Below are 21,675 nucleotides of genomic sequence, written 5' to 3'. Positions count from 1 at the left end.
CGGCCAGACCAAGAAGTCAGGCGGGGTCCGCCTCGACGTCGGCGACGATGACGCTGATGTTGTCCGGACCGCCGGCCTCATTGGCCAACTCGATGAAGTGGCGGACCGCGTCGTCCCGGTCGGCCACGGTGGTGAGCACGCGATGGAGGGTCTCGGGGTCCAGCACCGCGGTCAGGCCGTCCGAGCAGAGCAGGTAGCGGTCACCGGCGTGGGCGCCGCGGAGGGACAGATCGGGGTCGGCCAGACCACTCGTCTCCACCGCACGCAACAGGAGGGACCGGTTGGGGTGCTTGGCGGCCTGGTCGGGGCTCATCCGGCCGTCGTCCACCAGCGACTGGACAAGCGTGTGATCACGGGTGATCTGGTAGAGGGCGCCATCGCGCAGCATGTACGCCCGCGAGTCGCCCACGTGCGCCAGCGCGAAGCGCGAACCGTCCCAGAGCATCGCGGTGATTGTCGTGCCCATCCGCTCCAGGGCGGGGTCACGTTCCGCCAGGTCCCGCAACCGGCGGCTGGCCTCCTGCACCGCGTCATCGAGGGCGGCGACGGCGTCGTCGGGGAAGGGGCCTTCCTCCAGGACCGCCAGGGCGGCGACAGCCGCCGCACTGGCCACCTCTCCATGGCCGTGACCACCCATTCCGTCGGCTATCGCGAGCAGTCGCGCCCCGGCGTGGAGCGAGTCCTCGTTCTTCTTCCGGGAACGGCCGACGTCGGATCCCGCGGCGTAGCGAAGTCGGTTGTGCGTCATGGTTTTGAGTAAAGCACTGGTTGAATGACTTCACAAGCTCAAGCTAAGCTGGGCGTCATGAGCCACGACGCCACAGTGAACGCGGGCGACATCGCCCGCCTAGCCGACGTCGGGAGAGCCGCGGTGAGCAACTGGCGCCGACGGTACGAGGACTTTCCGCAGCCTGTCGGGGGCACGGCCTCCAGTCCGCTGTTCTCCTTGCCGGAGATCGAGGAGTGGCTGCGTGCCAACGGCAAGGCCTTCGAGGTCTCGCTGGGCGACCGCGTCTGGCAGGGGCTCAGGGCCGCCGTGGACGACCTCCGGCTCGGCGAGCTGGCCGGATTCGCGGGAGCGTTCCTTCTCTACGTGCTGCGCGATCCCGACGGCTGGCGGCGGCTCGCCGCCCGTTCCGATCTCGTCGTACGGCTTCCCAGCGAGGTCGCGGCGGCGACGGCCGACCTGCCGATCCGTCCGGGAAGCGCCCTGGAAGACGCGCGCCTGGTCCGGTTGATCGCTGACTTGTCCGTGCTGCACGGGCCCACGACCGCGTTCGAGTTCATCTGCGAGCGCTACGTCGAGGCCCACACCCGTCGGCTCGCGGTCACGCGCGCCGAGGTGGCCGCGCTGATGGGACGGCTCGCGTGGCAGGCGTGCCCCGAGGGCGGCAGCGTGCTCGATCCGGCGGTCGGGGTCGGAACGCTCCTTCTCGCCGTCTCCGACGCCGCCGCGACCCTCGGCGGCACGGTCCCTCTCGCGGGGAGGCGCGTCGGCGCCACGGAGGCGGCCGGTGCCGTGCCGCCGATCCGCCTGCTCGGCCAGGAGATCAACGAGACGGCCGCGCTACTCGCCTCGCTGCGGTTGCTGCTGCGTGGCGCGAACACGCGGATCGTCGCGGGAGATTCGTTGCGACGAGATGGCTTCGCGGGCGAGCGTGCGGATGTCGTGCTGTGCGATCCGCCGTTCAACGAGCGAGCGTGGGGCCATGAGGAGCTGATCGGCGACCCGCGCTGGGACTACGGAGTGCCACCCAGAGGCGAGCCTGAGCTGGCCTGGGTCCAGCACTGCCTTGCCCATGTGCGCCCCGGTGGTCTGGTGGCGATCCTGATGCCAGCCGCCGCGGCGGCGCGTCGTCCCGGGCGGCGGATCCGGGCGAACCTGCTCAGGGCCGGTGCCCTCCGGGCGGTCATCACGTTGTCGGCCGCGGGTCCCGATCTCTGGCTGCTTCGCCGTCCGGAGACGGGGGAGCGCTCGCCGACGTCGATCCTGCTCGCCGACGCCTCCGACGACCTCTCGATCGTGGAACCGGCGTGGCGGGCCTTCGCCGAAGCACTGGCTGGGACAGCGGCGGGGGCCGGCGCGTTGCCGCGCGCGGCCCGGATCGTACGGATCATCGACCTGCTCGATGACGAGGTGGACGTCAGCCCGGCCCGGCACCTCTCGCCGCGTAGCGATCCCCGACGGTATCCCGCAGCCGGTCGCAGGCTCCGGGATCTCACCGAGGCGATGGCGGAGGCGGCGGCCACGCTGCCCGATCTGGAGGTGCTCTCCAGGCGGGCCGATCTTCCCGCGACAGCCATCACCGACCTGGTCAAGGCTGGGATGGTCGCGGTCAGGCACTCGGTTCTCAAGGCGGCCGACGCAGGTGACCTGAGCGTGCTGACAGCGGACGACCTGGCGCGAGGCGGTCCGCCGTCCGGCCGCACCGCCTCGGTGCCCGGCCTCGTCACGGTGACGGCCGGAGACATCGTGGCATCGGCGACGACCGCGCGGGTGATCGGCCAGTCGGGAGCGGTCCTCGGCCCACAACTCTCGCTCTATCGCGTGGATCTCTCTCGGCTGGACCCGGAGTTCCTCACCGGTTTCCTGAAATACGCCGCTGCCCGGGGCCATCCGGGAGCCAGCCGCGTCGATATCCGCAGGGCGCGCATCCCGCGGCTTCCGCTCGCGGAGCAGCAGGCATACGGCCTGGTGTTCCAGCGGCTCGCGGCCTTGGAAGACGCCATCAGGCAGGCGGCAGAGGCGGGCGACGCATTGATCCGGCTGGGGTTGGAGGGACTCGTTGACGGCCGTCTCCGCCCGCGCGTGTGAAGGTGTAGCTTTTCCCGAAAGATCGACGGGAGGGGCGGATGGTCATCGGCGACCGGTATGAGCTGGACGACCTTCCCCTCGGCCAGGGCGGGATGGGGGCCGTCTACGGCGGGCACGACAGGCGTCTCGACCGTAAGGTTGCGGTGAAGTTCCTCCGCTTCCCTGGCGGCCATGATGAGGAACTGGAGCGCCGGTTCATCCGTGAGGCGCGCATCCTCGCCCGGCTGGAGCATCCGGGGGCACCCGTGCTCTACGACTTCGGCACCTACGATCAGCGACTCTTTCAGGTGATGCAGTTCATCGAAGGCGTGACGGTCGCCGACCTGGTCAGCGAGTACGGCCCGCTTCCGGTCCCATGGGCCGCCGTGATCGCCGCGCAGGCGTGCGCGGTGTTGACCGCTGCCCACGCGCTGTCCATCTGCCATCGCGACCTCAAGCCGACGAACCTGATGCTCTGCCCGGACGGCAGCGTCAAGGTCCTCGATTTCGGCCTTGCCATGCTGCGCGAATCGGACGGTGCCCAGTTCACCCGGGTTGGGCAGATCCTGGGTACTCCCGCGTACATGTCGCCTGAGCAGATCCAGCGTGGTGTCGCCGGGCCGAAGAGTGATCTCTACGCTCTCGGCTGCGTCTTGCACGAGATGTTGACGGGCAAGCCGTTGTTCACCGGTCCGACCGAGTACGCGGTGTTCGACAAGCAAGTGAAGGAACGGCCGCCGTCAGTGCCCGACGTTCCGGCCGAGCTCGCCCGGCTGGTTGCCGAGCTGCTCGAGAAGGATCCGGAGAATCGCCCGGCCGACGCCAGTGCTCTCTACGAGCGGCTGCAGCCCTTCGCCGTCGAACTGCCGATGCTGCCCGGCTTTCTGCATCCGCCGGCAGTGCCGAGCCCCGGTCGCATGTACGCCAGGATGGTTGGCCGGGTTCTCTGAACCTCGCTTGCCACGCCTACTCGGCGGACGTATCCCACCACACGTTTCCAACTGCGTTCGTGCTGCGTTCGTGTCGTTCGGTCGGAGCCGGCAGCCCAGGCTCGAGCGCCTCCTTCGCGTGTTGTAGCGGGTGATCCAGCGAATACTGACCGTCGGGCCGCGCGGGCTGAGGGCCAGCACTTGGCGCCCTGAAGCGCCTTCCGCTTCAGCGTCGCGTTGAACACCTCGGCCGCGGCCTTCTCGCGGGTCAGCTGGCTGAGCGAGGTCGGCGCTCGCGTTGGTGGAAGCGGGGGAAGGGGCGGGGGCCGATGTAGGCGAAGGCCCAGCGGTTCTTGCCGGCCCGATAGAGCCGGTAGCGGTCGGGATTTCGGTAGCGGTCGCGGTTGTGGAACTGGCAGGTGGGTCCGAGTTTGTCCAAGTCGGTGGCGCCGCCGTCGCTCCAGTTGTCGATGTGGTCGATCTGGCACACGTGAGCGGGCAGGTGGCAGCCGTCGACCATGCAGGTGGCGTACCGGGTCAGGATGGCCCTGCGTTGTGAGGCCGTTGCGCGCCGGACTTTGCGGCCCATGTCGAGGACCTCGCCGTCGGCGTTCATGACCAGGCGGGTGAGGGTGGAGGTGTTGGCCAGGCGATGGACATCGGAGACGGGCAGGAACTGCCCGGTGGCCAGCAGCAGTCCGGGCAGCCTCCGGCTAGACATCAACCCAGCCGGCAGCGCCCACGCGGCTACCTGTTCATCCCACGGCGACTCACCTGGCGGTGTTTGACCTGGCGGCGCCTCGCCCGGCGGTGATTCACTCTCGCGTGATCCAGCCGGCTGTGATCCACTCTGCCGCGACCCGGCCAGCCGTGATCCATCCCGCCGAGGCTCGCCTGGCGTTGAACCAGTCAGCGGTGATCCACCTGAAGGGGATCCACCCAATGGCGAGGCGCCCGGCTCAGCCCGGCCTGTGGGCGGTCGGCCCAGCGGGGCCTTCCTCTCTTGCCGGCGCTCGTCCATCGGTGCCTCACCCTGGTCAGACTTGCCCGGCGGTGTCTCGCATGAGGATGCGCCGAAGGGCGGGTCGGCAGCTTGGGAGGAAACGGGGTGGTCGACCGGGCGGCGGCTGGTGGATTGGGGACCAGAGGCAGCGGGGTGGCGGGTGGTGGGGTTTTGGTCGGCGGGCTCGGGGTTGGTTGTCCGGGTACGAGTCGATCGAGCGTTGTCCGGCCGGGGATCGTCGGGCAGTGAAGTGGCGTTCACCAACACAAGAAGCTCGGTGCTGACCTGCTGCTCCAACATCGCGATCAACGTATCCGCGTTCCGCACCCGAAGCGGACGATCATCCCCCTGAGCGCGAGGCTTGGCATACGCATCCAGCAACGCCCGCAGTCGCGCCCCCGCCTCACGCGGAAGCCGGAACTCCCCTTCCACTCCACCAGAGGCACTCTCCCGAACCAGCAGAAACCGCCGCTCATAATCGGCATCAGCGTCATCCTCAGCGTCGTCAGGGTTGAGCACCTCATGCAGGTAACGACCTGCCCGAGCCACCTCCGCAGGAGTCGCCCGATCCGCCAACCCCACCAAAATCGGCTCCGCCAAAGCCGCTTGCTCATCAGACAACCGCCCCGTAGCAGCGCAGATCGCGGTCACCTGCCCCTCGGAAAGGCTCCCCGCAGCGAACCGCTCACGCACAACCGGCAGCCGCGCCAACTCCACAGCCAATCCGAGCAAGCGGCCCGCCGCCGACGTCGTCATCCCTGCCGCGCCCCGCAACCATGACCTCGTCGACGCATGTCCGTACGCCCGGGCCTCATCAGCGGCGTGCACCCGTCCCACCCGCGCAGCGATCGCCGACGTCAAGCGATCCCGCGCGTACAGCAGATCCTGCGCCTCGGCCAGACACACCCCCGCAGACTCAGGCAGCATCGCCGCCGCCAGCGCGGAGGCCGCCTCAGCCACCGCCGCCACCAGCGGCCACGAAGCCCGACCCCGATCCGGGTCCTGATTGCGATCCCGCCGCTGGCCCGGCTCATGATCCGGCACTTGGTCCTGGCCTCGCCCCTGACCCTGGTCTCGCCGCGGCGTCCGATCTCGCCTCTGAGCGCTGTCGCGAGCATTTCCACAGACGTTGTCGCGGGCGTTGTCCTGGGGTTCGACGCGTGCATTGTCGGAGGCGCCGTCATTGTCGGAGGCGCGTTCGAAGGCAGCGAGAGCGTCGTCGAATGCCTCATCGAGAGCGGTTGCCGAACTGCCCCGCGATGCGCGGGCCGCTCTGAGCGCCGCCACCTGCGCCCACCACTCCGCGTCAAACGGTCCTTTACGAGGACGGCGTGACCGATTTTCCGTGGAAAATTCGAAAGACCCGAATGCTTCGTTCACGCCACCTCCTGATCGAGTTTCGAACGCCTACGCGAATCATTGCATAGGGCAACCGCGCGCCTGACGAGTTATCCACAGGCGATTCGATGGAGGTATCTGGTCAATTGACCTATTTATTCATGTCCGTGAATCGGCTGTGGGCGCGGCGGGCACCTACGCCGAACTGGTGGCCGACCTGGAGATCGGCCAGGGGTGGATATCGGAGTCACGCCTTCGCACGCCTCTTCGAGCGGGTAGCGCTCTATGGCCGGTCGAGCGGTCTGTGGCCAAGGTACGTACAAAAGGGCCGTGGGATGATCGTGAAGCGATGAGTCTCAGGCCGCAGCTCTCGTGACCGCCCACTTGTTCCGTGGGCCAGGGTCCTGGCCGGGCCACGTTCGTGATCACTGCGGCTGGTCCGGGAGGGGAAACAGCGTAGGTGACGGCCTTCGATGAGTATGAGCGCAGGGCCTGGGCCGGTCGAGCGGCCGCGTTCGCGGGGAGCTTCGCGAAGCTCTGTGCGCATCCCGTTCGGCAGTTGCTTGACGCCGCGGCGGTCCGGGAGGGCGCCCGGGTCCTCGACGTTGGAACGGGGACGGGGACGGTGGCCGCGGCGGCGTGCGAGCGGGGCGCGAAGGTGACCGCGGTCGACGCCGAGCCGAGCATGGTGGAGTCGGCGGGACAGGCTGTCCCCTCCGCCGAGGTCCTGCCGGCTGTCCTGCCTGACCTTCCCTTTGAGGACAGCGTGTTCGACGCGGTGGTCGGCAACTTCGTGATCAATCACGTTGGACGGCCAAAGGACGCCTTGGCGGAACTCCGCCGGGTGGTCCGGCCCGGCGGGCGGATCGCGCTGACGATCTGGGCTGTGCCCGCGCCTCCCGGCCAGGCACTGCTCGGGCGGGCGGTGGAGGCCGCAGGGGTGACCCGGCCGCCGCATCTGCCTCCGATCGCCGCCGAGGATGATTTCCCACGCGACCCCGAGGGCATGGCCGGACTGCTGGCCTCGGCGAGACTGCGCGAGGCGACGTGCGAAACGCTGCGCTGGGAGCATCGGGCCGGCGCCGAGGAGTGGTGGAGCGGGGCCGCCGCCGGGGTGGCCTTCATCGGCCAACTCCTGCTGAGCCAGCCCGAAGAGACCCGCGCGGAGATCAAGCGGCACTTCGACGTGCTGTCCCAGGAATTCCTCGGTGCGGACGGTCGGCTGGTCCTTCCGCACGCCGCCTTGCTGGCGAGTGCCCGCCGCTGAGCCGGTACTGGTCCGGCGCCGCCTGGTGCTCTGCCGTACGCTCGCGCGGGCCGTCAGCACCGCAACCCGGCCTCGCCCTGGTCCGGCGCCGTGGGCACTTCACGGGCGCCTGGTCGGCCTCGCTCCGGTCCGGCGCCGTGGGCACTTCGGGCGCCTGGCCGTCCTCGTCTCGGGGACCGGCCAAGGCGAGCCCCAAAGGAGCAATGGAGCGATCTCGGGTGGTGAGCCAAGGCATCGAGCGTGCCTCATCGGCGACGAGTTCGCGGGCCGGTAACTCGCGGCCGGGGAACAACGGAGACCTCCGGAGATCCGTTGTAACAACGCCTCAAAACCCCAGAAAGTGCCCATTATTCGCATCGAATTTATGCTGACTTTTATTGCGACTTTACGCCATACTGCATGTGTCTCAGGGGGCGAGATAAACGGTGGGAGTCAATGGGGCGGTTCGTCGATGCGGTGCTGGAGTTCCCGACGGTGCTGTTCAGCTTCATGCTGGTCGTCGTCATCGTCTACTGGGTGCTCGTTCTGCTCGGCGGCCTCGGCATGGAGCTGTCGGATGACTTCCTGACCAGCCTCGGCCTGCGCGGAGTGCCGGGCGCGGTCGCGCTTTCGCTGCTGCTCGTGGTGGCCTGGTTCGTCAGCCTGGTCGGTGTGGTGCTCGTCGAGGGCACGCCGGCACGGGCCGCCGTGCTCGTGGTCGCGCTGCTCGCCGGGTGGTTGTGCGCCGGGCTGGTGGCACGGGCGAGTCGCGCGATGTTCCCCGCCGTGGCGCCGCCGTACAGGGCCGATTTCGTCGGCCGGATGTGCGTCATACGCACCGGGCGGGTGGGGACCGACTTCGGCCAGGCCGAGGTCACCGCCGACGACGGCTCTTCCGCCCTCGTCCAGGTGCGCCAGACCGGAGACGAGGATCTCCGCGCCGGCAGCTCCGCTCTCATCTTCGATTACGACCCCGAGGGCGAGTTCTTCTGGGTCATGCCGTACGACCTTCACTAGCAGGGGATCTCCGATGGACGTGATCAGCACCGGGACGGGCGTGTTTCTCGCCGTTCTCCTCCTTGTCGTCATCAGCGCGGTGGTCATCGTCAGCCGCCTTTACCGCAAGGTCGAGCAGGGCATGGCGTTGATCGTCTCCAAGATGCGGCGCGTCGACGTGACCTTCACCGGTGCCGTCGTACTGCCCGTTCTGCACAAGGCCGAGGTGATGGACATCTCGGTGAAGACCATCGAGATCACGCGGACCGGCCACGAAGGGCTGATCTGCCGCGACAACATCCGGGCCGACATCCGGATCACGTTCTTCGTGCGGGTCAACAAGACCGTCGAGGACGTCATCAAGGTGGCCCAGGCCATCGGCACGGTGCGCGCCAGCGACGAGGCGACGCTGCAGGAGCTGTTCAACGCCAAGTTCTCCGAGGCGCTCAAGACCGTCGGAAAGCAGCTCGACTTCGTCGATCTCTACACCAAGCGTGACGAGTTCCGCGACCAGATCATCCAGGTGATCGGCACCGACCTCAACGGCTACAGCCTGGAGGACGCCGCCATCGACTTCCTTGAGCAGACGCCGCTGGCCCAGCTCGATCCCGCCAACATCCTCGACGCCCAGGGCATCCGCAAGATCACCGAGCTGACGGCGATCGAGCACGTCCGTACCAACGAGTACCAGCGCAACGAGGAGAAGGAGATCACCCGCCAGAACGTGGACGCGCGGGAGGCGATCCTCGAACTGGAGCGGCGGCAGGCCGACGCCGAGGCCAAGCAGCGGCGCGAGGTCGACACCGTACGGGCACGGGAGGAGGCCGAGACCGCCCGCGTGCAGGCGGAGGAGCGGCTCAAGTCCGAAGGGGCCAACATCCGGACCGAGGAGCAACTCGGCATCCAGCGCCAGAACCGTGAGCGGGAGATCGCGGTGGCGACGAAGAACCGCGAGCGGGTCATCGCCATCGAGAACGAGCGGATCGAGAAGGACCGCCTGCTGGAGGTCATCGCGCGCGAGCGGGAGACCGAGCTGTCGCGCATCGCCAAGGACAAGGAACTCGAGGGCGAGAAGCGGGCGATCGCCGAGGTGACGCGGGAGCGGATCGCCGTGGAGAAGACGGTCGCCGAGCAGGAGGAGAGCATCAAGCGCCTGCGCGTCGTGGAGGAGGCCGAGCGGGTCCGCCAGGCGCTGATCATCCAGGCCGAGGCCGAGGCGCAGGAGAACCTGGTCAAGGACATCAAGGCCGCCGAGGCCGCCGAGCAGGCCGCCGCGTTCAAGGCGCGCGAGGAGCTCGTCCTGGCCGAGGCTCGCCAGAAGGCGGCCGATCTCGACAGCCAGGCCAAGATCCGCCTCGCCGAGGGACTGCGGGCCGAGGCGGCCGCCATCGGCCTCGCCGAGGTCCAGGTACGCGAGCGGGACGCCGAGGCGATCGAGAAGGTCGGCCGCGCCGAGGCCGTCGTGGAGCGCGAGAAGGGGCTGGCCGCCGCGCTGGCCGTGGGGGAGCGGCTCAAGGCGGAGGCCGAGGGCGAGCAGGCGAAGGCCGTCGCCGCTGCCGCCGCCGTGGGCGAGAAGTTGAAGGCGGAGGCGGAGGGTCTCAAGGAGAAGGCCGAGGCCATGGCGGCCCTGGACGAGGCGAGCCGCGGGCACGAGGAGTACCGGCTCCGGCTGGAGGCCGAGAAGGAGATCCGTCTCAGGAACATCGACATCCAGAGGGAGATCGCGGACGCGCAGGCGACCGTGCTGGCGGCCGGTCTGGAGAAGGCCGACATCGACATCGTCGGCGGCGACACCATCTTCTTCGACCGGCTGATGAACGCGATCACGGCGGGCAGGAGCGTGGACGGCTTCGTCGAGAACTCCGCCGTGACGCGGGCGCTGGCCGGGCCGTACCTGGACGGGTCGGCGAGCCTGCCCGCCGACCTGGCGCGACTCGTCGGCTCGCTGGACACCGCCGACGTACGGAATCTCACGCTGTCGGCGCTGTTGCTCAAGCTGATCAATGCGGGCGGTCCGGACACGGACAAGCTCCAGGACCTGCTGAGTACGGCCCAGCGTCTCGGCGTCGCGGAGCGGCCGGTGGCGGCGCTCAACTCGGTCGAACACTGACGCGAGGCGCGTGAGGCGCGGTGGGACGGAATGCTGAGACGAGGCACCGAGGAACCCTGTGACCGACCCCGTTGTGACTGAATCCGTGGCCGGACCCGCGACCGATACGGCGGCCGGACCCGTGACCGGACCCGTACCTGCGACCGGACCCGCGGCCGACGCGGCGGCCGGGCGTGTGGCATCCGTGACCGGGCCCGCGGCCGGCTCGGCCGCCGAGGTCGCGGGTACGCCGCCCGAGCTCGACTCCAGTACGTACGAGGTGCTGCGGGCCCGACTCACCGAGCAGGCCAGGGAGCTGCTCCACCGGACCGAGGAGCTGAACGCGCAGCGCCTGAAGGTCTTCGGCGGCGCCGATTTCCGCCTGCTCGGCACGGCCCGTGTCCGTACCGAGAACAACTGCGTGCCGCGTGACATCGTCTCGCTGGGCGAGGTCATGCTGTTCGGCTACAACGTGTTCATCGGGCTGAAGTCGGCGACGACCGTCCGCGACGTGTTCTCGTTCCACCGGTTCAGCCGCGACGGCGACACCTTCCGGTTCGACGAGGTCCCGGGGTTGTTCGACGATCCGCAGTTCGAACGGGACTTCGGCGAGCTGTACCGCTACTACAGCGAGACCAGGCTGCTGCAGCTCCGGAAGGTGGAGGGGCGGCTGCTGGCCGTCTTCCAGACCGGACCGCAGGACGTCCGGGTCCTGCGGTGGAGCGTCGAGAGCGACGGCACGATCCAGTACCTGGACAACCGCGGCGAACGCGACCACGTGTTCCCGCCGTCGCACGACTTCGAGTGGATCGAGACCACGCGGGACGATCACGTTCTCGGCCGGCACCCGCACATCTCGATCGCCGACGAGCTGTTCGTCGAGACCGTCGGCGGCGACCTCACCATCAAGATCGAGAACAACACCGAGACCGGTGAGGGCATCTACCGGGAACCCGTCGCGGAACCGCTGCAGAGCCTGGCCGACGCGGACGTCCACCACGCCAGGGTCGGGCCGCTGATCCTGCTGCGCGTGCGGCCGTACAACGAGAAGGAATGGCGGTACCTGGTGTTCAACACCAGGACCAGGAACGTGGAGCGCCTCGACGGCATCGGGCAGGCCTGTCAGCGGCTTCCCGAGGACCAGGGGATCATCTTCCCCGGCGGGTACCACCTGACCACCGGCGTCGTGAAGACGTTCGACCTCGACGTCGCCGACCTGGAGTTCGAGCGCGTCATCCGCTCCCCCAACGGGGAGGACGTGCTGTACGTCTTCCACGCGCGGGCCGAGGGCCGGTCGCTGCTGCTGCCGTACAACGTGATCCGCAAGGAGGTGAGCAACCCGATCACGTGCCACGGGTACTCGCTCTTCGAGGACGGCACGCTCGTGTACTTCCGGATGCCGGCGCCGGTCTCGGGCGAGCAGGGCCGGGCGGTCCCCGAGGAGCCGACCCGGGTCCACCTCATGCAGATCTGGCAGACGCCGTACGTGTCGGACGTCTACGCGGCGGGCCGGCCGGTGGGCACGGGACCGCTGGAGCGGATCGGCAACGCCGACCTGGTGCGGGGGATCTCCGACTGCCTGTCCGTGGTCCGGATGGCCGACGCGATGGCGCCGTCGGTCCCGGTGTTCGAGGGGCTCATCGCCGCCTGCGTACGGATCACCGACCAGTACCACTGGCTGGACGAGCACGATCTGCGGTCCGCGGTGGGGGCCGTCCGGGGGACCGCCGAGCAGGTGCTCGACGAGTTCGAGCGGGTCGAGTCGCTCACCGGCCAGGCCGCGGCGGCGCTGGACGAGGCCGCGGAGCGGATCGCCCTCCTGGTACGGCAGGTGCGGGGTGAGGCGCCGAGGGCCGCCGGCGAATGGGTCGGGCAGCTGGCCGAGCTCCGGCGCGAGCAGGGCCGCCTGGCGACCCTGCGGGAGGTCCGCTACGTCGACGTCCAGCGGGTGGACGCGCTGGCCGGAGAGTTCGAGGCCGAGATCGGGGAGGCCGCGCGGCGGGCGGTCGATTTCCTCCGTGGAGCCGACGCGTTCACCGGATACCACGCCGAGGTGGACCGGCTCGTCGCCGACGCCCAGATGATCGGCACCGTCGCGGAGGCCGGACCCGTCGGCGAGCGCCTGGCCGGGCAGACCGAGGGCCTGGAGGTCCTCACCGAGGTCGTCGGCGGGCTCGACATCGCCGACGCGACGGTCCGTACCGGCATCCTGGAGCGCGTCGCCGAGGTGCTCGCCGGGATCAACCGGGCGCGGGCGACGCTCGCCGCGCGGCGGCGTGAGCTGCTCGCGGCCGAGGGCAGAGCCGAGTTCGCCGCGGAGTTCGCCCTCCTCGGCCAGGCCGTCACCGCCGCGCTCGCGCTCGCCGACACGCCTGAGAGCTGCGACGAGCAGATGGGAAGGCTGCTGCTCCGGCTGGAGGACCTGGAGTCCCGGTTCGGGGACTTCGACGACTTCGTGGAGAAGCTCTCGGCCAGGCGTGGAGACGTCTACGAGGCGTTCTCCTCGCGCAGGCAGACGTTGCTGGACGTGCGGGCACGCCGGGCCGAACGGCTGGTCACCTCGGCCGGCCGCATCCTGGAGAGTGTGCACAGGCGGGCGGCGAGCCTGGGCTCGATCGACGAGGTGAACACCTACTTCGCCTCGGATCCGATGGTGGCCAAGCTGCGCTCGGTCGCGGAGGAACTGCGGTCCCTCGGCGACCAGGTACGCGCGGACGAGCTCGACGGGCGCGTCAAGGCGGCCCGCCTCGACGCGGGACGGGCGCTGCGCGACCGCCTCGACCTGTACGCGGACGGCGGTGAGACGATCAGGCTCGGCCGCCACCGGTTCGCGGTCAACACCCAGCAGATCGATCTCACGCTGGTCCCGATGGAGGGGCGGATGGCGTTCGCCATCACCGGGACCGACTACCGGTCTCCCGTCGAAGAGGAGTCGTTCCATCGGACCAGGACCTTCTGGGACCAGGTTCTCGTCTCCGAGTCGCCCGAGGTCTACCGGGCCGAGCATCTCGCCACGTCGATCCTCGACCTGGCGGAGTCGTCCTTTGGGGACGGCCTGACGCTGGACGCGCTGCACGCCGCCCTCGCCGACGGCGGCCTGCTCGACATCGTTCGCCGCGTCGCGGAGACGCGCTACGACGAGGGGTACGAGCGCGGCGTCCACGACCACGACGCCGCGGCGATCCTCGGCGCGCTGCTCCCCTTGCACGCGGGCGCCGGGCTGCTGCGCTTCCCACCCGCCGCCCGGGCCGCGGCCCAGCTCTTCTGGACGTTCGGTACGGACGAAGCCCAGCGGGAGGCGTGGACCACGCGCGCCCGCTCCCTCGCGCGGGCGCGCTCCCTGTTCGGGTATCGCACGGCCACACCGGACGCCCGCACGACCGCCGAAGGCGACGGCGGCGGCGGTGGCGGTGGTGGTGGTGCGGAGGCGGGCCGTGTCGAGGCGGGCCGTGATGGGGCGATCGGAGCGCTCCGCGCCGAACTCGGATCGGCGACGGCGGCATTCCTGCGCGACCGGGGCCTGCGGCTGGAGGACGCGGAGCTCGCCGGCGACTATCTCTTCGAGGAACTGGCCGGATCACGCCCCGGCTCGGCGCCTCGGCCGGGTCCCGCGTCTGGTTCATCTGGTTCACCCGCTTCCGCGATCGGCGGGCACGCGGGCTCCGCGGCCGGCGCTCATCCGGGGTTCACCACCGGGCCGCTCGCCCGGCTCCTGCTGGAGCGGTTCCGCGAGGCGCTCGGCGGTTCGGCCGAGGACTTCGACGACGAGATTCGGGCGCTGGGCGACGATCTGGCCGCCAGGCACCAGCTCGTCGTGGCCTGGCTGACCGCCTTTCTCGGGACGTCTCCCGATCTCTCGCCGCGTTCCGCCCTGACCGGCTCCCCGGCCGCGCCCGTCACGGGCGGTGCCGTACGGACGGGGCGCGCGGTGACGTTCGCGGCGGCGGACGTGAGAGCGGGAGACCTCGCCGAGGCCGTGGCCGTCCAGCTTTGCGACCTGCCGCGACATGAGCCGTCGGCGGCCCTCACGGTCACCGTGGACGGGCTGCTCGGCGCGCATCCCCGGCTGGCCGGGAGGAGCCTCACGCTGCGGTTGGACGAGGCGCTGGCGCGCACCAGGAGGTTCCGCACCGAGCGGGTGCCCGCCTACCGGGCCTACCAGAGGCAGCGCGGCGAGTTGCTCGACCGGGAACGGGCACGGCTTCGGCTGGACGAGTACCGGCCGAAGGTGATGAGCGCGTTCGTGCGCAACCGGCTGCTCGACGAGGTGTACCTGCCGCTGGTGGGAGACAACCTGGCCAAGCAGCTCGGCGCGGCGGGGGAGGGCAAGCGCACCGACCAGATGGGACTGTTGCTGCTGATCTCGCCGCCGGGGTACGGCAAGACCACCCTGATGGAGTACGTCGCGAGCCGGCTCGGCCTGGTGTTCGTCAAGATCAACGGCCCGGCGCTGGGGCACGCCGTCACCTCGCTCGACCCGGCCGACGCGCCCAACGCCACCGCGCGGCAGGAGATCGAGAAGGTGTCGTTCGCGCTCGAATGCGGCAACAACGTGCTGCTCTATCTCGACGACATCCAGCACACCTCGCCCGAGCTGCTCCAGAAGTTCATCTCCCTCTGCGACGCGCAACGCCGGATGGAGGGCGTGTGGAACGGCGGGACCCGTACGTACGACCTGCGTGGCAAGCGCTTCGCGGTCTGCATGGCGGGCAACCCGTACACCGAGTCGGGGCGGCGGTTCCGCGTCCCGGACATGCTGGCCAACCGGGCCGACGTGTGGAACCTCGGTGACGTGCTGTCGGGCAGGGACGACCTGTTCTCGCTGAGCTACATCGAGAACGCCCTCACCTCGAATCCCGTCCTCGCGCCGCTGTCCACGCGCGACCGGGCGGACGTGGAACTGCTCGTACGGCTGGCACGCGGCGACGCGGACGTGCGGGCCGACCAGCTCACACATCCGTACCCGAAGGTGGAACTCGACCAGATCGTGGCCGTCCTGCGCAGGTTGTCACGGGTCCAGCAGGTCGTGCTCGCCGCCAACCAGGCGTACATCGCCTCGGCGGCCCAGGCCGACAGTTCGCGTACGGAACCGCCGTTCCGGCTGCAGGGGTCCTATCGGAACATGAACAAGCTGACCGAGCGGATCGTCCCCGTCATGAACGACGCCGAGATCGAGGCGTTGATCGACGACCATTACGTGGGCGAGGCCCAGACGCTGACCTCAGAAGCCGAGGCGAACCTGCTCAAACTGGCCGAACTGCGCGGCAGGATGACGGCCGAGCAGCAACGGCGCTGGGCCGAGGTGAAGGCCGGATACCTCCGGGCCCAGGCCCTCGGCGGCGAGGAGGACAACCCGGTGGTCCGGGCCGTCGGCGCCATCGGCCTCCTGGCCGATCGTGTGGGCGGCATCGAGCAGGCCATCCACCGTGCCACCGAGTCCGATCGCGACGGTGGCATGGAGTAGGTCGTTCACCGTGCCACCGAGTCCGACCGCGATGGCGGTATGGAGTAGGTCGTTCACCGCGTCGCCGGGTCCGATCGCGACGGTGGTCGAGCTCGCCTTCAGTCGCGCCAGCGGGTGAGCACCTGGTCGATCCGGTCGCGGATGCGGTCCCGTGCCTCCCTGCGGGGCACGCCCGCCATGAGCAGGCGGTCGTAGTCCGTGTCCAGGTGGCGTACGGAGGCGACGACGGCCAGCGTGACGGCCCGGTCGTCGAACACGCGGGCCGCCGCCGTCCGGCCCACGCGCCCGCTGCCGCGCAGTCCCGCGTGCAGCGCTATGGCCTCGGCGCGTTCCTCAGGACAGCCGGGGAACAGCCGCCGGATCTCCTCGGCCAGCGCCGCCTGGAACTCGACATCGCCCACCTCGCGCCGCAGCCGGTCCCTTTCACGGCGGCGGAGCCGTACCTCCTCGTCGGCCAGGCACTGCTCCTCGGCTCGGGCCAGGGCCTCGTCCTCGACGAGGATGCCCCGGCGCTCGAACCGCTTCCGCCGGCGGTTGTACTGGACGACCACCGCCGACAGGACGCTCTCCTTCTTGGCCCGGCGGCTCAGCGCGGCGTTCCCGGCCGGTAGGAAGACGAGATGGTCCATGTCCGCGCAGGTCAGGCAGTGCAGCTGGTCGTCCTCCATGATGTGGTGCGGTCCCGTCTCCCCGCAGCCCGCGCAGGTCCACGGTTCGAGGGGAACGACGACGGTGAGGTCCGGCGGGCGGGTCTCCTTCTCGGTGAGCTGCCTGCGCCTGGCCTCGCTCAGCTCCGGCGAGAACCAGTGGACCCGGAACACACGCTCCAGTTCCTCGTCGCCGTCGACGGTGAACCGGAGCGGGCGCCGGTCCCGGCCGCCCGACACGTACGCGGACTCGCCCGGGGTCAACCCGCGAGCCAGCGCCCACTCACGGAGGATCGCCATGGCGTCGGCCATCTTCGCCGCGTCCACGGCGGTCACCCGCTCAAGGCTGTCGGTGCGCCCCTGCCGCCAGGTGTCGATGTTCCTGAGGTACGACCAGCGCAAGCCCGTGATCACGTCGACCGCGGTCACGTGCCCCCGCAGGGTCAGCGCCTCCTTCGCCGCCTGGGCCACCCGCCCGGCCAGCCTGCTCCCCGTCACGCCGTCGTTTCCCACCGGACAAGGGTGCCGCATCCCGGGCCCGTACCGCACAGCGTCCCGGCCGGTCGTCCCTCGACGCGGCGCGGAGCCGCGGGCCGCCCTCAGAGCACGCTGCGGTAGAGGTCTCTGGCCAGGGCCGTCAGCCGGGTCGAGGACGAGCCGAAGGTCGCGCCCGCCGGTTGGGTGGTCAGCACCACCATGATGAACCGGTCACCGATCACGCCGGTCGTGTGGAGTACCGGACGGCCGAAGTCCACCGGGTTGCGCGTGCGGCCGGTCGCGGTGGTGCCGACCTTGGTGAAGCCGGCTGCGGTGACTGTGGTGGCGGCCGTGAGGCCGTGGGTGAGATCGGATGACGTGGTCGTGGCGCGGACGCACGTCACCGGCGGCACCGAGCCGTATCCCGACCAGCCCTGCTTGACGGCCCAGGGGCGGGGCACGCCACGGGGAATGCCGAAGTACTGGTCGAACCCATCGGTCGCGCACTGCTGCGCCTGGCGGAGGTGGCCCATCACGACGTCGCGTACGCGTGGCTCGGCCTTGGCGAGGAGGTACTGGTAGACCCGGGCGATGTCGAGGGCGCTGATGGCCGTATAGCCCCAGAAACCCGGTTTGGCGGCGGGCGGCGGTGCCGTGTCGGTCAGGCCGATCTTCTTGACCATCCGCTGGACGATCTTCCCCTGGCCGCCGCGCCGCCACAGCGCGGTCGCCGCGTCGTCGTCGCTCCCGCGCAGCATGGGTTTGAGCAACGCGGCGTCGCCGGCCGGGATCGCGCCCTTCCGCCGTTCGAGATAGTCGATCGCGATGAGGATCTTGACGACGGAGGCGGACCTGAACCGGTGATGGACCTGACGGTTCGCGATCACCTTGCCCGCCTGCCGGTCGAACACGACGTAGCCCGCCGTCACACCGGAGGGCACCCGTACCGGCCGCGGGGTCGTAGAGGGAGCCCGGCTCGCGGCCCCGGCCGCCCCCGCGGCGTCCGCGGTATCCGTGGGAGGCGACGCCGAAGCGCCGGTCGCCGGGGACACGGGGGACGCGGGGGAGGGCTGAGCGGCCGCCTGAGATGCGGGGGAAGCCGCGTCACCCCCGCCGGACCGAGCCGCCTGAGACGTCGAGGCGGGCGCCGCGCAGCCCGCGATGAGCTGCGCGGCCGCCAGTGGGACGGCCAGGGAGACGGCGACCGGTGGGAAACGCTTCATCAGATCTCCTTGTGCGCGGCCGACCGTGATCACTCCGGTCGGCGGCCGTCGAGCAGGGGCTGGGAGGGGTCCCAGCGGGTGCCCTCGGCGGCGTCCCTGCGGCGGCGCGCGATGCCGGACAGCGCTTCGAGCACCACGCGGTTGCCCAGGTACGCCGTGATGTCCGCATGGTCGTACGGCGGAGCCACCTCGACGATCTCCACCCCGACGACGGGCAGTTCGTAGCAGGTCCGCCGTACCGCGTCGAGCAGTTGCCTGGAGGTCAGCCCGCCGGGCTCGGGCGTTCCGGTGCCGGGGGCGTGGCCCGGGTCGCACACGTCGACGTCGACCGACAGGTAGACGCCGTCACATTCGTCGAGCGCGATGCCGTACGCCTCGGTGAGGCATGTGTCGAGACCTCTGTGCACGATCTCGGTCATCTCGTACGAGCGCATCCGCTGGTCCGCCATCCAGTCGAGGATGTCGGGTCCCGGCCAGTAGCCGCGCAGGCCGATCTGCAGGAACCGGTCGCCCCGGATCGCGCCCGACTCGATGAGCCGGCGCATCGGCTGTCCGTGACCGTGCAGGTGGCCGAACTCGATGTGCCCAGTGTCGGCGTGCGCGTCGAAGTGCAGCATGGAGATCCGGCCGAAACCGTGGTGGCGTGCCACACCCGTCGCGTCGGGAAGCGCGATGGTGTGGTCGCCGCCGAGGACGATCGGGATCGCCCCGGAGGCCGAGATCCGGGCGACGGCGTCCTCGATGGCGCGCAGGCTGCCCTCGATGTCCCCGGCGTACGTCTCGACGTCGCCCGCGTCCAGGACACGCACGTCCTGGAGCGCGTCGACGCGCATCGCGAGGCTGGGCCGTGAACCGTCGTGGGGCAGGTAGCAGGTCTGCCGGATGGCATTGGGGCCGAACCGCGCTCCGGGCCGGTGCGAGGTGCCGCCGTCGAAGGGCGCGCCGAGGATGACCACGTCGGCTCCCGCGTACGAACCGGGATCGTTCAGGTCGCAGCGGTCGACGCCGAGGAAGGTGATGTCGGGGCCGAACATCTGGCCGTAGCGGGTCACTGTGATCCCTCCGGTTCTGGGGCGTGCTGTCCGGGGACGGTGAGGAACGGGTCGAGCAGGCCGGGGATGCCCGCCGCCGCGACGCCGAGCGCCTCACCCATCGCCACGTCCGACACACGGTAGCCCTGCCGTCCGGCTGCCGTGGTCGCGGTCAGCGTGGCCAGGCCCGCCCGGCGCTGGAAGAACGACCGCGTGACGTTCCAGCCGATGATCCCGTCGCATTCCAGGACGACCCGCCTGCGCACCAGCGATCCCCAGCGGGTGACCAGGTACTCCGTGGTCATCGCGTGTCCGAGGTTCCGGTAGCGGTCGGCCGCGAGCAGCGCCGCGAACGGGATGAACCCGAGGGCCGTGATCCAGGTCCACTCCGGCAGGCCCGCCCACTCCCACAGCGCCAGCAGGGCCACCACGGCGAGGGCGTTCGCGCCGAGGGCGCGGGTGAACCGGCGGCGCATCGCGGCGGCACCGTGCGCGACGAGCGGTGCGACGACGGGCGACGTGCCGTCCGGGATATCCGGGGTATCCGGCCTATCCCGCGTATCCGGCCCATTCGGCCTATCCGGTGTATCCGGCGTGCCGGGGGTGAGCACGCGCTCGGCGAGCGCCTCCACCTCGGCGACGGGGGCGGGCGGCAGGAGCATCGAACCGCCGCGCTGCGCTCCACGGCCGACCCGCAGGCCGGTCGTCACCGCGATCAACCGGGCTCCCCGTACGGCACGCAGCAGCAGCGGCTCGCTGACCTCGACGCCGCGCAACCGCCTCTCCTCGATGGTGGTCGCCCGGGTCGTGATGAGGCCACGGGTGACGTGCAGCGTCCCGCCGGTGTGCCGGGTGAGCCGGAAGCCCCAGAACGACAGGATGTAGCCGAACGTCGAGGCGACCGCCACGAAGACGACCAGGGTGAGGACGGCCGCGGCGACCCCGGTCCACACGGGGACGCGGGTGAACCACTCCCAGCCCTCGCGGAGTGCCGCGATCTTGCGAAGGTCCACGCCGCCCTCGTTGGTCAGCCGGGACAGGAATCCGGCGATGACGCCGACCGCGACGATGCCCGACAGCGTGAACGGGGCGTACCTGATCCACCGGGGCTGGAGGCGGGCGAGCTCCGTCTCCTGTTCCGGCGCGAAGGCCGCCGTGACCGGGCGGACACCGGTGATCGGGCCGCTGCCTGGGAGCGGTACCGGAACCGGGAGCGTACCGCCGGCACCGCCCCCTGCACCCACCCAGCCGTCCCCCGCACCGGCGGCATCGCCACCCGCGCCTGCCGGGCCGTCGCCCGCACCTGACGGGTCGGCTCCCGGGGTCGCGGCGCCGGTCGGGGAGTTCGGGGCGAGCTGGCGGTGCAGCAGCTCCTCCCGCAGGTGGGCGGCCTCGGCCGTGCCGAGCGCGTCGAGCTTCACGGCCCCGCCGCCCTTCTGGTCCGAGCGGCCGGTGCCGATCTCGACCCGGGCCAGGCCGAGAACGCGGTGGAGGATGTGCGAGGTGACGTCCACGGTGCGAACCCGGTCACGGGGAACCGTCATCACCTGCCTGCGGAACAGTCCCTTGCGCACCTGGACGTGCTCGTCGGTGATCCGGAACGTGGTGGTGAACCACTGGAGCGTGCCGAGCACGATCATCACCACCAGGCCGCCGAGGCTCCACAGGTGGCCGCTTCCGCCCCTGCTCGACCCGGCCACGAGCAGCCCGAGCAGCGCGGGCACGGCCCGTACGGCCACCTGGAACGGGTGCACGAACAGCATCCGCGAGTTGAGCCGCCGCCACTCGTCGGCCGGTGACGCGCCGCCCGACGTGCCGGTCGGTGACGCGTCAGCCTGGGGTACGTCGGCGGGCACGTCACCCGGGGGCAGATCGGCCGGGCCGTTCACGTGGCGTCACCCGCGGTGGCCTGCGCGCTCGCGGTGAGCTCGTGCACGATCCGGTCGGCCGTACCGCGGTCGAGGCCGCTGATCTTGAGGGGGCCGGCCGCCGAGGCCGTGGTCACGGTGACGTTGGCCAACCCGAAGAGCTGCTCCAGCGGCCCCCGCTCGCTGTCCACCGTCTGGATGCGGGAGACGGGGGCGATGCGCCATTCCTGCTTGAACCACCCCGACAGCGTGTACACCGCCTCCGGCGTGGTCTCCCACCGATGCACCCGGTACCGCCACTGGGGCATGACGATCAGATGCGCGGCCGCGAACACGGCGGTGACGGCCAGCGCCGGGATCCGGACGGCGCGGTGGTCGCCGTCGGCGAGCACCATCCAGGCGATCTGGGCGCCGATGACGACCAGCCAGCCCAGAGACGCACGAATGGTCCAGTACCGGATCGCGGTACGGCTCACGCGATGCAGAGGAGGGCGCAAGGAGGGGGTTTGCACGTCCATTACTCTGCCAGATCAGCCCATCTGCCTCCCCCTGCGACTGATCCTGGCTTTT

13 protein-coding genes and 1 pseudogene are annotated in these 21,675 nt (G+C 70.4%); 6 read left to right on the top strand and 8 right to left on the bottom strand.

Going from position 1 to position 21,675, the window contains the following annotated elements; all coding sequences use genetic code 11:
- Positions 1 to 16 precede the first annotated feature (16 nt).
- Positions 17 to 748, bottom strand: a complete 732-nt coding sequence (locus tag IMZ11_RS00935; RefSeq protein ID WP_228636800.1) for a PP2C family serine/threonine-protein phosphatase — start codon at positions 746 to 748, stop codon at positions 17 to 19.
- 57 nt (positions 749 to 805) lie between these two features.
- On the opposite strand from IMZ11_RS00935, the gene IMZ11_RS00930 reads away from it, so the two are divergent.
- Both IMZ11_RS00930 and IMZ11_RS00925 read left to right on the top strand, forming a co-directional pair.
- Positions 806 to 2,815 carry an N-6 DNA methylase gene (locus IMZ11_RS00930; protein WP_228636799.1) on the top strand — a complete coding sequence of 670 codons (2,010 nt, stop codon included), beginning with the start codon at positions 806 to 808 and terminating at the stop codon, positions 2,813 to 2,815.
- Between the two features lie 38 nt (positions 2,816 to 2,853).
- Positions 2,854 to 3,744 (top strand): serine/threonine-protein kinase, encoded by an 891-nt coding sequence (locus tag IMZ11_RS00925; protein ID WP_061254972.1) that lies wholly within the window; start codon positions 2,854 to 2,856, stop codon positions 3,742 to 3,744.
- Between the two features lie 247 nt (positions 3,745 to 3,991).
- Here the strand turns inward: IMZ11_RS00925 and IMZ11_RS00920 are convergent, their stop codons facing one another.
- Together IMZ11_RS00920 and IMZ11_RS46585 are read right to left on the bottom strand one after the other, a co-directional pair.
- Complete coding sequence (locus IMZ11_RS00920) at positions 3,992 to 4,444, bottom strand: HNH endonuclease signature motif containing protein (protein ID WP_228636798.1); 453 nt, start codon at positions 4,442 to 4,444, stop codon at positions 3,992 to 3,994.
- 573 nt (positions 4,445 to 5,017) lie between these two features.
- A pseudogene (locus IMZ11_RS46585) lies at positions 5,018 to 5,653 on the bottom strand (DUF222 domain-containing protein); the annotation flags it as partial.
- Positions 5,654 to 6,524: 871 nt separating this feature from the next.
- On the opposite strand from IMZ11_RS46585, the gene IMZ11_RS00915 reads away from it, so the two are divergent.
- The 4 genes from IMZ11_RS00915 (at position 6,525) to IMZ11_RS00900 (ending at position 15,859) form a co-directional block, all read left to right on the top strand.
- On the top strand, positions 6,525 to 7,331 hold the full coding sequence (locus tag IMZ11_RS00915) for a class I SAM-dependent methyltransferase (RefSeq protein WP_228636797.1): 807 nt from the start codon (positions 6,525 to 6,527) through the stop codon (positions 7,329 to 7,331).
- Positions 7,332 to 7,766: 435 nt separating this feature from the next.
- Positions 7,767 to 8,327 carry a hypothetical protein gene (locus tag IMZ11_RS00910; protein ID WP_228636796.1) on the top strand — a complete coding sequence of 187 codons (561 nt, stop codon included), beginning with the start codon at positions 7,767 to 7,769 and terminating at the stop codon, positions 8,325 to 8,327.
- 13 nt (positions 8,328 to 8,340) lie between these two features.
- Positions 8,341 to 10,416: a flotillin family protein gene (locus IMZ11_RS00905; protein WP_228636795.1), complete on the top strand. Its 2,076-nt coding sequence runs from the start codon at positions 8,341 to 8,343 to the stop codon at positions 10,414 to 10,416.
- Positions 10,417 to 10,600: 184 nt separating this feature from the next.
- Complete coding sequence (locus IMZ11_RS00900) at positions 10,601 to 15,859, top strand: DNA repair ATPase (RefSeq protein WP_228636794.1); 5,259 nt, start codon at positions 10,601 to 10,603, stop codon at positions 15,857 to 15,859.
- Between the two features lie 98 nt (positions 15,860 to 15,957).
- Here IMZ11_RS00900 and IMZ11_RS00895 read toward each other — a convergent pair whose 3' ends face one another.
- The 5 genes from IMZ11_RS00895 to IMZ11_RS00875 form a co-directional block, all read right to left on the bottom strand.
- On the bottom strand, positions 15,958 to 17,019 hold the full coding sequence (locus tag IMZ11_RS00895; protein WP_228636793.1) for a DUF2293 domain-containing protein: 1,062 nt from the start codon (positions 17,017 to 17,019) through the stop codon (positions 15,958 to 15,960).
- Between the two features lie 86 nt (positions 17,020 to 17,105).
- Positions 17,106 to 18,206, bottom strand: coding sequence for a hypothetical protein (locus IMZ11_RS00890; protein WP_228636792.1), 1,101 nt, complete (start codon positions 18,204 to 18,206; stop codon positions 17,106 to 17,108).
- A gap of 29 nt (positions 18,207 to 18,235) precedes the next feature.
- On the bottom strand, positions 18,236 to 19,258 hold the full coding sequence (speB, locus tag IMZ11_RS00885; RefSeq protein ID WP_228636791.1) for an agmatinase: 1,023 nt from the start codon (positions 19,256 to 19,258) through the stop codon (positions 18,236 to 18,238).
- On the bottom strand, positions 19,255 to 21,126 hold the full coding sequence (locus IMZ11_RS00880; protein ID WP_228636790.1) for a PH domain-containing protein: 1,872 nt from the start codon (positions 21,124 to 21,126) through the stop codon (positions 19,255 to 19,257). The genes speB and IMZ11_RS00880 overlap by 4 nt, the downstream gene beginning before the upstream one ends.
- Complete coding sequence (locus IMZ11_RS00875) at positions 21,123 to 21,623, bottom strand: PH domain-containing protein (RefSeq protein ID WP_228636789.1); 501 nt, start codon at positions 21,621 to 21,623, stop codon at positions 21,123 to 21,125. Before IMZ11_RS00875 ends, IMZ11_RS00880 begins: the two co-directional genes overlap by 4 nt.
- Between the last annotated feature and the right edge of the window lie 52 nt (positions 21,624 to 21,675).

Origin of the sequence: Microtetraspora sp. AC03309, from assembly GCF_020826795.1 — a bacterium.
Taxonomy (GTDB): Bacteria; Actinomycetota; Actinomycetes; order Streptosporangiales; family Streptosporangiaceae; genus Microtetraspora; species Microtetraspora glauca.
This window is presented reverse-complemented; position numbering and strand designations above follow the sequence as displayed.

Coding starts and splice junctions, on each gene's coding strand:
- IMZ11_RS00930 (WP_228636799.1), top strand. CDS start 806: ATGAGCCACGACGCCACAGTGAACGCGGGCGACATCGCCCGCCTAGCC.
- IMZ11_RS00925 (WP_061254972.1), top strand. CDS start 2,854: ATGGTCATCGGCGACCGGTATGAGCTGGACGACCTTCCCCTCGGCCAG.
- IMZ11_RS00935 (WP_228636800.1), bottom strand. CDS start 748: ATGACGCACAACCGACTTCGCTACGCCGCGGGATCCGACGTCGGCCGT.
- IMZ11_RS00890 (WP_228636792.1), bottom strand. CDS start 18,206: ATGAAGCGTTTCCCACCGGTCGCCGTCTCCCTGGCCGTCCCACTGGCG.
- IMZ11_RS00920 (WP_228636798.1), bottom strand. CDS start 4,444: ATGTCTAGCCGGAGGCTGCCCGGACTGCTGCTGGCCACCGGGCAGTTC.
- IMZ11_RS00875 (WP_228636789.1), bottom strand. CDS start 21,623: ATGGACGTGCAAACCCCCTCCTTGCGCCCTCCTCTGCATCGCGTGAGC.
- IMZ11_RS00905 (WP_228636795.1), top strand. CDS start 8,341: ATGGACGTGATCAGCACCGGGACGGGCGTGTTTCTCGCCGTTCTCCTC.
- IMZ11_RS00910 (WP_228636796.1), top strand. CDS start 7,767: ATGGGGCGGTTCGTCGATGCGGTGCTGGAGTTCCCGACGGTGCTGTTC.